The organism is Paracoccus broussonetiae (assembly GCF_031854425.1).
GTDB lineage: Bacteria > Pseudomonadota > Alphaproteobacteria > Rhodobacterales > Rhodobacteraceae > Paracoccus > Paracoccus broussonetiae.
On sequence record NZ_JAVRQI010000014.1, the window covers coordinates 1 to 13506 of the forward strand.

The 13506-nt window shown below is 65.9% G+C and carries 10 protein-coding genes and 1 pseudogene; 7 read left to right on the forward strand and 4 right to left on the reverse strand.

Annotated elements, in window-relative coordinates:
* Positions 1-103: 103 nt before the first annotated feature.
* From RM190_RS17175 to RM190_RS17185, 3 genes and pseudogenes are all read right to left on the reverse strand, one after another.
* A pseudogene (locus RM190_RS17175) lies at positions 104-359 on the reverse strand (integrase core domain-containing protein); the annotation flags it as partial.
* 181 nt (positions 360-540) lie between these two features.
* The gene (locus RM190_RS17180) at positions 541-2208 is read right to left on the reverse strand and encodes an amidohydrolase (RefSeq protein WP_311760697.1); all 1668 of its coding nucleotides are present in this window, start codon (positions 2206-2208) and stop codon (positions 541-543) included.
* Positions 2209-2276: 68 nt separating this feature from the next.
* Positions 2277-2630, reverse strand: coding sequence for a cupin domain-containing protein (locus RM190_RS17185; RefSeq protein WP_311760698.1), 354 nt, complete (start codon positions 2628-2630; stop codon positions 2277-2279).
* Positions 2631-2802: 172 nt separating this feature from the next.
* On the opposite strand from RM190_RS17185, the gene RM190_RS17190 reads away from it, so the two are divergent.
* The 7 genes from RM190_RS17190 (at position 2803) to RM190_RS17220 (ending at position 12487) form a co-directional block, all read left to right on the forward strand.
* The gene (locus RM190_RS17190; protein ID WP_311760699.1) at positions 2803-3384 is read left to right on the forward strand and encodes a GNAT family N-acetyltransferase; all 582 of its coding nucleotides are present in this window, start codon (positions 2803-2805) and stop codon (positions 3382-3384) included.
* A 143-nt stretch (positions 3385-3527) separates the two neighbouring features.
* On the forward strand, positions 3528-4064 hold the full coding sequence (locus RM190_RS17195; protein ID WP_311760700.1) for a hypothetical protein: 537 nt from the start codon (positions 3528-3530) through the stop codon (positions 4062-4064).
* Positions 3991-5400 carry a Y-family DNA polymerase gene (locus RM190_RS17200; RefSeq protein ID WP_311760701.1) on the forward strand — a complete coding sequence of 470 codons (1410 nt, stop codon included), beginning with the start codon at positions 3991-3993 and terminating at the stop codon, positions 5398-5400. The genes RM190_RS17195 and RM190_RS17200 overlap by 74 nt, the downstream gene beginning before the upstream one ends.
* Positions 5397-8645, forward strand: coding sequence for an error-prone DNA polymerase (locus RM190_RS17205; RefSeq protein ID WP_311760702.1), 3249 nt, complete (start codon positions 5397-5399; stop codon positions 8643-8645). Before RM190_RS17200 ends, RM190_RS17205 begins: the two co-directional genes overlap by 4 nt.
* Before the next feature lie 315 nt (positions 8646-8960).
* On the forward strand, positions 8961-9872 hold the full coding sequence (locus RM190_RS17210; RefSeq protein ID WP_311760703.1) for a helix-turn-helix transcriptional regulator: 912 nt from the start codon (positions 8961-8963) through the stop codon (positions 9870-9872).
* A gap of 130 nt (positions 9873-10002) precedes the next feature.
* Positions 10003-10827 (forward strand): alpha/beta fold hydrolase, encoded by an 825-nt coding sequence (locus tag RM190_RS17215; RefSeq protein WP_311760704.1) that lies wholly within the window; start codon positions 10003-10005, stop codon positions 10825-10827.
* 379 nt (positions 10828-11206) lie between these two features.
* Positions 11207-12487: an MFS transporter gene (locus RM190_RS17220; protein ID WP_311760705.1), complete on the forward strand. Its 1281-nt coding sequence runs from the start codon at positions 11207-11209 to the stop codon at positions 12485-12487.
* A gap of 170 nt (positions 12488-12657) precedes the next feature.
* Here RM190_RS17220 and RM190_RS17225 read toward each other — a convergent pair whose 3' ends face one another.
* A complete protein-coding gene (locus tag RM190_RS17225) occupies positions 12658-13491 on the reverse strand; it encodes a RibD family protein (protein ID WP_311760706.1) in 834 nt (277 codons plus the stop codon).
* Positions 13492-13506: the final 15 nt, after the last annotated feature.

Here is a 13506-nt window from a genome sequence, read left to right on the forward strand (position 1 = left end):
CGCGAGTTCATCGCAGCTCAAACCACAACCGCCTGAGTGTCCGGTGAAATGGGGGCAAGACCACTGATGGACATCGAGCGGATCGGCCCGCAGCGGTTGCGGTTTAAGCTGCGATGAACTCGGGGGGCGCATCTTCAGCCCTGAATGTGGGTGGTTGACGCTGTAATCCTTGATCCAATGCCGTTCAATCCAAGGACCGTCCCGGCATCCGGTAGCGGCGTCACTGGATGTAGTCGCGCTTCAGGGTTTTGCGGAACGCCTCGGATATGCCATTACTTTGCGGGCTGACAGATGACCGATGGCGTGTGTAGAGCCGAGAACCGCCGCTCCACGGCCTCGAGCATCAGATCGAGGATGTCCGGTCGAAACCTGGGACAGTTCGTCCGACCAGCAGCCGCGCGGTGACGCCAGCCGCCCTTGAACTATGCCAGCGATCCTCCCGATATCCCAAACCGCAAAACAGGAGGGTGAGAATGGAAAAGGGCAGGGTCCAAGCCGACGCGCTTTATCTGAGGTGCGATGAATGCCTGCGACGCGCCTTCAGGCCAACATTCCGATGTCGTGGATGATGCGGCCGCCGCAGATTGTCAGGCTCACGCCCAGTGCCGGGATCTCGCGCGGGTCCGTGGCTTCGATGTCCCCGCCCAGCAGCACGAGGTCAGCGGCAAGTCCGCGGCGCAGGGTTCCTGTAACCTGGTCGCGATGGGCCGCCCAGGCGCCGCCCGCGGTATAGGCCTCCAGCACCTGCATCAGCGAGAGCCGCTCGTCGCCCGCGCCGTCATAGGGTTTGCGAGTCAGCGCTGCCGCGATTCCGCGCAGCACCGAGACGTCCGCCACTGGCCAATCACTGGAAAAGGCGATGTGTGCGCCTGCCTCGGCCAAGCTGCGGCATCGATAGGCATCCCCCCAGCGCTCTGCCCCGATCCGCGAGAGCGTCGGTTGCAGCGGGAAATCCATCGCTCCGGGTGCGTGAGGCGGTTGCAGGCTGGCGGTGATACCGAGCGCGCCCAGCCGGGGGACATCGGCGGGGTCGATCAGCTCGATATGTTCGATGCGGTGGCGGCTGTCGCGCGCGCCGTTGGCAGCGCGGGCCGCCTGATAGCCGTCGATCACCGTCCGTACCGCACCGTCGCCGATGGCGTGGACCGCAATCTGCAGGCCGCGCCGGTCGATCTCTGTGGCGATCTCGTCGAAGCGTTCCGGCGGAAACAGCGGCTCTGACCGATGGCCGGGCTGGTCGGGATAGTCTTGCAGCAGATAGGCCGTTCTGCTGTCGATCACCCCGTCCATGAACATCTTTACGAAGCCGGAGCTGATCCAGTCATCGTCGAACTCCGCCGCCATGGCCGAGGCGCGGTCCAACGCGTCCAGCCCCATATGTGGCTTGAAATGGAAAGGCACCTTCACTCGCAGGGGCAGGTTGCGCTCGGCCCGCATCTCGGCCAGCAGTTCGAGCGTGTAGCGGTTGCCGTCCATGTTGACGAGACTGGTCACGCCATGCGCGGCGCAATGCATCATCCCCTTCAGCAGCAGCGCCTTGTCGGCGGCGCGTTCGGCCCCGGTCGGCCGAGGGTGGGGTTCCTCGCCCGTGGCAATGCCAAGGTTGATGCGCCCTTCGCCCGCATGGGCGATCAGCGGGCCGAAGGCTTCGAACTCGCGCAACTCGCCGGTGGCGAGGCCGTCATCGCCCATGACGACCTCATGGCCATGCGGCATCTCGGCGCCGTTGAGCAGCCCGGCAGCCCGCAGCGCGGCGGTGTTGGCCCAGACGGTATGCAGATCTGGCGACATCATCGCGATGGGGCGGTCAGCGATCATCGCGTCAAGATCGTGGCGTGTCGCGGGCTTGTCGAGGATGCCGTAATGCGCCTCTTGCGCCATAAGCAGGGGCATGCCGGGGTTCGCGGCGGCAAAGCTGCGGAAGGCTTTGCCGACCGCCTCGGCCCCATGAAGGTGCCCGATATGCAGATGCGTCAGGTCCGCGCCGCCCAGACCCACATGCACATGGCCTTCGAAAAAGCCGGGCAGCAGCGTTTGCCCGGCCGCATCGATGACCTTTGTCGCCGGTCCGGCCAGCGCCCAGATCTGTGCTGCGCTGCCCACCGCAAGGATGCGGTCCCCGGCAATCGCCACCGCCTCGGCGCGGGGATGGTCCGGGTCCATGGTCAGGACGCGGGCATTCGTCAGGATCAGGTCGGCGGTGCTCATGGGGCGTGTCCCGAAAGGGCGTCAGCCCCTTTCGGGGCGCGGACGGATCGGCGCGGCTGTCGCCCGGCCTATTTCAACTTGATGGCGAAGTGCTTGCGCACTGGCTCTTCGATGGTCCAGGTGCCCTTGAAACTCGGCTCGACCACGAAGGCGTCGCCGGGGCTCAGGGTGACCGGCTCGCCACCCTCGGGGGTGATGGTGATGCGGCCCTCGATCAGGTGGACGAATTCATAGAACTGGTAGGCTGCGTGCCAGGTGCCGGTCGTCGCTTCCCAGGTACCAGAGATCATGCTGCCATCCAGCGAGGTGTGCTGCACCCAGTAGCGCATGGTCGGGTTGCCCTCGACCTTGGTCCAACCCTCCAGGTCGGTGATGATGGGCTCGGGGCCCGGTTCGGGGAAGCGGAAAACCGTGTCGCTCATATCTGTCCTCGCAAGGCGCGTCCTGGGTCAAGGCATTTGGTAGGCGGCCCCCGCGTCATGCGCAAGCCAGACGATCGGAGTGGGGCGCGATTGCCGAAGGGGCTGGCGAGCGGGCATCAAATCGTCAATGAGTGGATTGCGCGAAGGGCGCAGGCAGGAACGGGGATCCAGCATGGACATCCGCAAGGCAAGGTCATCGGATGCCGCGCATCTGGTGCGTTTCATCAACATGGCGGCGGATGACTTGCCGCTGCATTTCTGGCGAAAGACGGTCGGTCCGGACGGCGACCCCTGGGCGTTCGGGCAGGAGCGCGCGGCGCGCGAGACCGGAAATTTCTCCTATCACAACGCCTGGCTGGCCGAGATCGATGGCGCGGTCGGCGCCTGCCTGCTGGGCTATGCCGCCGAGGAGGAGCCCGGCCCGATCGAGTCGGACACGCCGCCGATCTTTGTCCCACTGCTGGAGCTTGAGGCGCTGGCACCGGGGTCGTGGTACCTGAACGTCCTGGCAACCTATGAAGCCTTTCGTGGCAAGGGATTGGGCAGCGCGTTGCTGACGCATGCCGAAGCGGTCGCCACCGCCGCCGGTCACGACACCATCAGCCTGATCGCCGAAGACACGCATCAGGATGCGCTGCGCCTTTATACGGCGAAGGGCTATCGCGAGGTTGCCCGTCGTCCGGTCGTCAAGGGCGACTGGGATGTCGATGCCAGCGAATGGATCCTGTTCACGAAACCCCTTGGTATCAGCTGATCGGGCGGGCCGGGGAACAGGATGATCCGACAGAAGTCGGCAGACCCCGGCTGCTACCTGCCGCTTTGACAAGGCGGCGAGGCGATTTCGATGGCGAATGTTCTGCAATTGTTCTCGTTTGCGCACTGCCCTATGATCTGGGCATGCTGCATGCGTTGCCCTTTGCCCTTCTTCCTTCCCGTGTGCATGAGGCACAGGGCAGTGGGCGCGTGATCTTTGCGATCTGGCAAGCGCAGCGGCGTCCCCATGCGGTCTGGGTGCGTGCCAAGCGGCAATCCGAAATGCCACTGTTTCCGGGGATGACGGTGATCCATGCCGAAGGCACCGATATCCTTTGGGCGGCCGAAGAGGCGCTGCGCAGCATGCCGCGCGCCTTGGTCATCGCCCAGCCGGACCAGCGCCTGAGCCTGATGGCCGGCCGGCGCCTGCAACTGGGGGCAGAGGCAGGCGGCTCGACCGGGCTGCTTCTGATCCGCCCGGAGGCCGGCAGTCCGGCCACGGAAACGCGCTGGGATTGCAGGCCCCTGGCGGGAGACTCGACTCTGCATCGCTGGGATCTTATAAAGAACAAAAAGGGAACAACAGGAAGCTGGACCTTGGATTGGGATGGCACGTCGGCTGCTTTCCATATGGTTTCCGCGACTGGCCAGCGAAGCGGCCTTGCGGGCCAGCCCGGTTGAGGGCGCGTTCGCCCTGATCCAAAGATCGGGGAATGCCGATCACGTGCAATGCTTGAGCCTTGCTGCCGAGCGGGCCGGCCTGCATCGCGGGATGGCGCTGGCCGATGCCCGTGCGATCTGCCCCCAACTGGTGACCCGCCCGGCCGAGGGGATCGCCAAGGTGCAGGAGATACTGCGCCGCTGGGCCGTGCGTTATGCGCCGCATGTGGCGGTGGACGGGCCGGACGGATTGATCGCGGATATCACCGGCGCGGCGCATCTGTTCGGCGGCGAAGAGGCGCTCCGGCTGGACCTGCATAGGCGGCTGGACCGGGCGGGCTTTACCAGCCGCAGCGCCATTGCCGGGACGCGCGGCGCGGCCCATGCGCTGGCGCGGCATGGCGGCACCATTCCCGACCTGCCGGTTGCGGCCCTGCGGATCGAACCGATAATGGCCGAGGGGCTGGGGCGTCTTGGGCTGAAGCGCGTGGGCGACTTGCTGGCGCTGCCGCGCGCCCCCCTGATCCAGCGGTTCGGCCCGGAACTGGCTTTGCGGCTGGACCAGCTTCTGGGTCGCCAGCCCGAGCCGGTCGCGGCCCCGGCGGCGGCACCTCGATTTGCCGTGCGCATGGCTTTGCCCGACCCGATCGGGCTGCATGCCGACGTGATGGCGGGGCTGACGCGTCTGCTGGACCGCCTTTGCGCCACCCTGTCGCGCCACCAGATGGGCGCGCGTCGTCTGCGGCTGGAATTGCGGCGGGTGGACCGCGCCACCATTCCTGTCGAGATCGGTCTGGCCCAGCCTCTGCGCGATCCCGACCGCATCGCGCGCCTTTTCGCCCCGAAGCTTGAGACGGTGGATGCCGGGTTCGGCATCGATGCCCTGCGCCTTGTCGCCACGCTGGCCGAGCCGCTGGCCCCCGCGCAGATGGGCAGCAGCCCGTCCCAGGAGGATGCGATGGCCGATCTGATCACGCGCCTTGGGAACCGGTTGGGATTTCACAACATCCTGCGGATCGAACCGACAGACAGCCTGCTTCCCGAACGCAGCTTCCGCCTTGTCCCCGCGACCGAGGCAAAGCCGGGCCCGCTGCCTCCGGGTCTGCCAGCGGTGATCTTTCCCCCCGAAAGGGTGGGGGGCGCACCGCCCGACAGCTTCCAATGGCGGGGGGAGAAATTCGAATCCTATCGCGCCACCGGTCCCCAACGCATCGCCCCCGACTGGTGGGAGGAGGATCCCGCCTGGGCCTCGGGCCTGCGCGATTACTGGAGGGTGCAGACGCGTCAGGGGCCGCGCCTATGGCTGTTTCACACGCCGCAGGCCCCGGCCTGGTATGTGCAGGGGCAATTCGCATGAGATATGCGGAACTGTGCCTGATGACGAATTTCACCTTCCTGACGGGCGCGTCGCATCCCGAGGAACTGGTGGTGCGCGCGGCCGAACTGGGGCTTGAGGCCGTGGCCGTCACCGACCGCAACTCGGTCGCGGGGGTGGTGCGGGCGTGGAAGGCCTTGCGGGAACTGGCGCGGGTACGTGACCAGGCGATGCCGGACAAGGGGGTGGTTATCCGCTCGCGTCAGGTCATGGACCATTCCAGCCGTCAGCCGCTGAACCCTTCCTCCGCAGAAACCCCGCCACCGATCTTCGAACATCTGCCAAAGCTGATCGCGGGTAGCCGCCTTGTGCTTGAGGATGAGGCCGAATGGCTGGCCCTGCCCACGGACAAGGCGGCATGGGGGCGGCTGTCGCGGATGTTGTCGGCGGGCAAGCGGCGGGCGCAAAAGGGTCAATGCCATCTGACCCGGGATGATCTGCTGGATTGGGGCAGGGATATGATATTGATCGCCCTGACGGATCCCGCGCCCCAGGTCGTGCAGGCTTTTCCGGGGAACGTCTATCTTGGCGCGGCGCCGCGCTATGACGGGCGGGATCAGGAAAGGCTTGATCGGCTTGCCGGGGTTGCCACCGCTGCGGGCATCCCGATGGTGGCGGTCGGGGACGTGCTGATGCACCGCGCCTTCCGCCGCCCGCTGGCCGATGTGCTGACCTGCATGCGTCTGGGCGTGACCATCGACAGGCTTGGCCGGAACCGCCTGCCCAATGCCGAGCGTCGCCTGAAATCTGCCGAAGAGATGGCCCACCTGTTTCAGCGGTATCCCGATGCGATTGCCCGGACGGTCGAGATCGCCGATCGCTGCAGGTTCGACCTGCAGGAACTGAAATACGAATATCCCCACGAAGCTGCCGATGAACCCGCGCAGACGCGGCTGGAGCGGCTGGCGACCGAAGGTCTTGCCCGCCGCTATCCCGCCGGTCCCAAGCCCGAAATCGTGGCGCGGCTTCAAACCGAACTGGCTCTTGTGGCCGAGGTGGAATACGCCCCCTATTTCCTGACCGTCGCCGATATCGTGACCTTTGCCCGCAGCCAGGGCATTCTGTGCCAGGGGCGGGGTTCGGCGGCGAATTCGCTGATCTGCTATGCCCTTCACATCACCGAGGTCGCCCCCGAGGACATCGACCTGATCTTCGAGCGGTTCATCTCGAAGGAACGGGAGGAGCCGCCCGATATCGATGTCGATTTCGAACATGAACGGCGTGAAGAGGTGATCCAGCATATCTATGAAAAATACGGTCGCCACCGCGCAGGGCTGACGGCGACGGTGATCCATTTCCGTTCGCGCGCCGCCATCCGCGAGGTGGGCAAGGTCATGGGGCTGTCGCAGGACGTGATCGCGCGGCTTTCCGGCCAGATCTGGGGTTGGTCCTCGGAAGCACCGGATAACGACCGCGTGCGGAATGCGGGGCTGTCGCTGGCGGACCGCCGAGTGCGGCTGACGCTGGCGCTGATCGAGCAGCTCATCAGCTTTCCCCGCCATCTCAGCCAGCATGTCGGCGGCTTCGTCATCACGCAGGGACGCCTGGATGAGCTTTGTCCGATCGAGAATGCCGCGATGGAGGATCGCACCGTCATCGAATGGGACAAGGACGACATCGACGCGCTGAACATCCTCAAGGTCGATGTGCTGGGCTTGGGCATGTTGACCTGCATCCGCAAGGCGTTCCGGCTGCTCAAGGACCATGAAGGCGTCGATGCCGACCTGTCGATGCCGCCAAGGGATACCCCCACCTACGAGATGCTGTCGCGGGCCGATGCGGTGGGGGTGTTCCAAGTGGAAAGCCGGGCGCAGATGAACTTCCTGCCCCGGATGCAGCCCAAGAACATCTATGATCTGGTCTGCGAGGTTGCCATCGTGCGCCCCGGCCCGATCCAGGGCGGGATGGTCCATCCCTTCATCCAGCGCAAGCAGGGGAAAGAGGCCGTGCCCGACATGGGGGCGCTGCAGCCGATCCTGGAAAAGACCTATGGCGTTCCGCTGTTTCAGGAACAGGCCATGCAGATCGCCATGGTCGGGGCGGGGTTCTCGGCCTCGGAGGCGGACCAGATGCGGCGCGCGCTGGCCACCTTCAAGAAGATGGGCACCATCGGGCAGCTCAAGGACAGGTTCATTGGCGGGATGATCGCCCGCAATCACGATCCCGAATTCGCCGAGCGCTGCTTTGCCCAGATTGAGGGGTTCAGCTCTTATGGTTTTCCGCAAAGCCACGCGGCCAGCTTTGCGCGGCTGGTCTTTGTCTCGGCCTGGCTGAAATGTCATTACCAGGCAGCGTTCACCTGCGCGCTGCTGAACAGCCAGCCGATGGGGTTTTACGCCCCCGCCCAGCTTGTGCGCGATGCGCGCGATCACGGGGTCGAGGTGCGGGGCGTCTCGGTCAATCACTCCGAATGGGATTGCACGCTGGAGCGGCGGGACGACGGCGCGCTGGCCCTGCGGCTGGGGTTCCGTCAGATCAAGGGCATCCGCGAAGAGCATGGGCTTTGGATCGGTCTGGCGCGCGGCAATGGCTATCCCGATGTCGAAAGCCTGTGGCGGCGGGCCGGCGTTCCCGCCGAGACGCTGGAGCGGCTGGCTGAGGCCGATGCCTTCGCCTGCCTGTCGATGACCCGGCGCGAGGCACTTTGGCAGGCCAAGGCGCTGCGTTCCACCCCGCTGCCGCTTTTCGGCGCCGATGGCGAGGGGGGCAAGGAACCGGCCGTCATTTTGCCTCGCATGGGCGTGGGAGAAGAGATGATCGAGGATTACCTGTCCACCCGCCTGTCGCTGCGCGCCCACCCGATGCAGCTTTTGCGTCCCCACATGCCTGGCGTGACGGCGCATGACCGGCTGGATGCGGGCCGGGTCACGGTGGCGGGGCTGGTCATCACCCGCCAGCGTCCCGGCACGGCGTCGGGCGTGATCTTCCTGACGCTTGAGGATGAGACCGGCTGCGCCAATGTCGTGGTCTGGAAACGGACCTATGAACGCTTCCGGCGCGAGATCATCGCGGGTCGGCTTCTGCGCATCACCGGCCGGATCGAGCGTGAAGGCCAAGTCATCCACATCATCGCCGAATGGGTCCAGGATGTCTCGGACCTGCTGACCGCCCTTGGCCGGGGCGAGGTCAGCTTTGGTGGGGGAGCAGGCGACCAGACCCGCCTGCCAGCCGCGACTCATCCCCGCCACCAGACCGCACGCCTGTTCCCCAGCCGCGATTTTCATTAGACGTCGCCGAGCTTTGCACAAGGACTGGGCAAAAGGGCGACGATCGTCATGGGGACGTGATCATTTTTTCAAGATAATCAGGAAACTGAAGGTTAACAGCGCGCCGTGATGCTAGGATCCGGCCAAAGGTCCAAGGGGCCGCCGTGGGTCGCGATATTGCCGCGACAGGCTGCGGTTCCGGGCTGGCGGGATGAGGGCAAGCCATGACAGCGACCCCTGCCGGACAACGGCGGGTCCAGGGCGACACGATCATCCAGTGGTGTGAATGGCTGTTTACCGTGTTGCGCTGAAAGCTCGTCAGCAAAAGGAAAGTCGATGGACACAATGGTTCAAACGGTGCCGCAGCGCGCCACCGCAATGGATTCCCTGGGCTGTTCGACAGCCAGCCTGTCGGCGGACCATGTGCTGTGCACCGAGGGGTTGACCTTTCGCCGCAAATCCGCGGCCGGCACCTATCGCAGCCGGGTGGCGACCCCGGCGCAGGATCGCGGGCTGCTGGTCGGCGTCTCGCTGGTTGACGGGCATCATCGCCGCGGAGGAGAGGCCCGACGCCGCCAGGACCGGATTTTCGACCGGGGCGACATCTATATCCGCGATTTCGACGAGGATTATGCCGCCGAACTGGATGGCAGCTTCGATTTCTTCCTGATCGAGCTTTCGACCGGATTCCTGGACAATGCCGAGCAAATCACCGACCGGGGCAGGGGCCGCGACCTGACGCGCGTGCAGGGCAAGCGTGACCAGATCCTGCGCCATCTTGCGCAGGCGCTGCTGCCCGCCCTGGCCCAGCCGGGAGAGTTCGACCCGCTTTTCGTCGAACAGATGGCGATGGCGATCGGCGCGCATCTGCTGCACCAGCATCGCTCGGCCCCGACCGGAGCGGCGGGACCCGAGGCGTGCCCGCTGCCACCCCTTGCCATTCGGCGGGCCAAGGACATGCTGATGTCCGACGACGGAGAGCGCCCCTCGATCGGCAATATCGCCGAGGCGCTGAACCTGTCCCGCCACGGCTTCTTCCGCGCCTTTCGCGATTCCACCGGGGTGACGCCCTATCAATGGGTGTTGAACCAGCGGATCGATCATGCCCGCCGCCTGCTCGCCACGACCGACCTGTCGCTGGTCGAAATCGCGCTGACCTGCGGCTTTTCGGACCAGAGCCATTTCACCCGCGTATTCGGGCGGATCGAGGGGGCCTCTCCCGGCCGCTGGCGCGAACGCGCCCGCTGACGCAACGAGGGCGCGCGGACGAACGTGAAAGCCCGCGCATTTCCCTGCAAGATTGCCCGCCACTGTCGACGCTAAAATATCCGCACGTCCGGGTTCCCCGGATCCAATGACGAACATGGAGCATGGCGAAATGAGTTTTGTCACCACATCCGACGGCATCCAGATCTTTTACAAGAGCTTCGGCGAGGGTCGCCCGATCCTGTTTTCCCATGGTTGGCCGCTGACCGCCGATGCCTGGGAAACGCAGATGCTGTTCTTCGGCGAAAGGGGCTTTCGCGTCATTGCCCATGACCGCCGCAGCCACGGCCGCTCGCAGCAGACCTGGGACGGCAACAACATGGACCGCTATGCGGATGACCTTGCCGACCTGATCGAGTCGCTGGACCTGAAGGACGCGATCCTGATCGGCCACTCCACCGGCGGGGGCGAGGTCGCGCATTATCTGGGTCGTCACGGAACGTCGCGGGTTTCAGCTGCCGTGCTGGTTGGCGCCGTGCCGCCGCTGATGCTGAAGACCGCTGCCAATCCCGACGGCCTGCCTGTCGATGTCTTCGACAGTATCCGCGCCGGGGTGGCCGCGAACCGCTCGCAATTCTTCAAGGATCTGGCGCTTCCCTTCTACGGCTTCAACCGCGACGGAGTGACCGTCGGCACCGGTCTGCGCGATTCCTTCTGGCTGCAGGGGATGATGGGCGGCCTGAAGGGGCTGTACGACTGCATCCATGAGTTCTCGGAAGTCGATTACACCGAAGACCTGAGGAAGATCGACGTGCCAGTGCTGTTCATCCATGGCGATGACGACCAGATCGTGCCGATCGGGGCGGCGGCGAAAAAGGCCGTGAACCTGGTGCCCAATGGCACGCTGAAGGTCTATCCCGGAAAGCCGCACGGCCTGGCTGAGACTGACCCCGAACAGTTCAACCACGACGTTCTGGCCTTCATCAATGCCCTCTGAACCGCAGATCGCGGCAGGGCAAGCGCGCTGACCGCAAGCGGTAGCCTCTGCTTGCGCGTCCCCCAGATCCGATCCCTTGTTCGGCGCTGGGGCAGGGGCGAAGGCAGGCCGGTTCATGCGCGGATCCAAGCAGGCATACAGGACGGCTCGGCGCGGGATGCCACGCCGATCTGCCGAGCTGTCGCCGGATTGCACGCGGCTTCCGGATCAGGGCGGCCGGACCATCCGCCAGCCGGCGGGCAACCCCGCATGGGATCCGCCGGCGCATCTGCTGAGGCCACGATCGCGGCCGAGGTCACGCACCGTCGCGCTTGCCGCCGCGGACAGGTCAGGCCATGCCTGTGATTGCCTGTTTCGCGGTCCAGCAGAAAGGCTTGCCATGCAGATCCCCGACCAGACCCGGCGCGCGCATTCGCCCGATCCCGCGCGCCCCTCGGCCTGGAGCCCGTTTCGCTATCCGGCCTTCTCGCTTCTGTGGACGGTTACGCTGATTTCGAACATCGGGACATGGATGAACGATGTCGGTGCGGGCTGGCTGATGACCGAGCTGAGCCATTCCCCATCCGAAATCGCGCTGGTGCAGGCGGCGACGACGGCGCCCGTCTTCCTGTTCGTCCTGCTGGCGGGGGCCTTGGCCGACCGCGTCGACAAGCGCCGCTACCTGATCGGGATGAACCTGATGGTGCTGCTGGTCGTGACCGCGCTGGCGATCGTGACAGCGACCGGGCTGATGTCGGCACGCCTGCTGCTGGCCTTCGCCTTTGCCCTGGGGACCGGCACGGCCTTCATGGCCCCGGCCATGCAGGCCCTGGTGCCCATGCTGGTCCCGCGCGAGCATCTGTCACCGGCCATTGCGCTGAATTCTCTGGGGGTCAAAATCGGCCGCGCCGTCGGACCGATTGTGGCGGGGGTGCTGATCTCCTCGATCGGGCTGGCATCTCCGTTTATCGCCAGCGCGATCGGCACGATGGCGATCGTCGCGGCGCTCATGATGTGGCGGCCCGCGCCTGCGCCGCCGCACCACCTGCCGGCCGAGCCTTTCGCGGAATCGATCCTGACCGGATTGCGCCATGCCGCGCATAACGATGCGCTGAAGGCGACCCTGTTGCGGGCCTTTGGCTTCTTCAGCTTCGCCAGCGCTTACTGGGCGTTGCTGCCGCTGATTGCGCGCAGCCTGCCGGGCGGGAGCGCCAGTCTTTACGGGCTGCTTCTGGGCGCGGTCGGAGCGGGCGCGGTGATTGGCGCGCTGCTGCTGCCGCGTATCCGCGAAAAGGTCGGCATCAACCGCCTGACTGGGGGCGGCACGATTGTCGCCGCGACCGCGATGCTTCTGATGGGTCTGGCCTGGGGCAGCGTGCCCGCGATTGTAGCGGCACTGCTGGCGGGCTTCGGCTGGATTACGGTGCTGACCAGCCTGAATTTATCGGCCCAGATGGCACTGGCGAACTGGGTCCGGGCGCGCGGCCTGTCGGTCGCGCTGATGGTTTTTTACGGCAGCATGGCGGCGGGCGCGACCTTCTGGGGACAGGTCGCCTCATTGAGCTCGGCACGGCTGGCGCTGGTTCTGGCCGCCGGGGGTGCGGTAATGGCGATCCCGCTGACCCGGCGCGCGCGGCTGGGCCAGGGCGAAGGGCGCGACCTGACCCCGCCTATGGGCTGACCTATACCGGGCCTGACGTGCGCTGGGCGAAAGCGGCAACCTTGGTCGGGTCACGGTCACGCCGACCTATGAAATCGACCCGGACCAGATCGACGCGTTTCGGCCTGTCAGGTGAACCCTATCGTGACGGCGCGCATGACTGGGATGTGCCGATGAAAGACAGGGCCGCTTCAGGATTGCAGCGCCGCGTCCTGTCGGGACGGGGGCACGGCCTTCTCTCGACCCAGCGACCTTCCCAGATCGCAATCGAAAAGAATGTCGCTGCCAAGCGAATAGACACGCGTTTCCGGCCGCATCGCCTGCGCAAGCGTCTGGATCGGGTCGCGCGTGGTCAGCCCCTGCGGACCGGCCCCGATGATGACCGGCGCGACTGTCACCAGCAGCCGGTCGATCAGCCCGGCTTCAAGGAAACCGGCGATGGTGCGCCCCCCGCCCTCGACCAGCAGCGTACCAAGCCCGGCGCGCCGCAAGGCGGTCATGATCGCGGCCGGAGAAATCCAGCCCCCATTGGGCGTCAGCCGGATCACCTCGATCCCTCGGGGCCGGGCACGGTCGACGCCCTGCACGATGATGCGGCGGATCCCGTCCCCACGCAGCGGCATGGCCTCGTCCGGCAGGCGGCCCTGTGGGTCGATGACGATGCGGGCGGGGTCGCCACCTTCGCAATGGCGCACGGTCAGGCGGGGATCGTCATGCAGCGCGGTCCGGACGCCGATCACCACCCCGTCGACCAGCGCCCGCAACCTGTGCAGATGCGAAAGTCCGTCCGGTCCCGACACGTCGCGCGCGTCACCCGAGGGGGTGGCGATGCGACCATCCAGCGATTGCCCGATCTGAGCCAGCGTCAGCGGGCCGGCATCGCGGCGCGCAAGGGGTCCGTAAAGCTGCAAGGCCGCTTCCTCTTCCGCGGACAGATGGCCGTTCAGTGCCTCTTTGCCTCGCGCCGAGCGAAGGTTCAGGATCCGTTGCCAGATCCGCGGCGTGACCTCGATGCGCTGCATCATGTTCCCCCCTTTTCA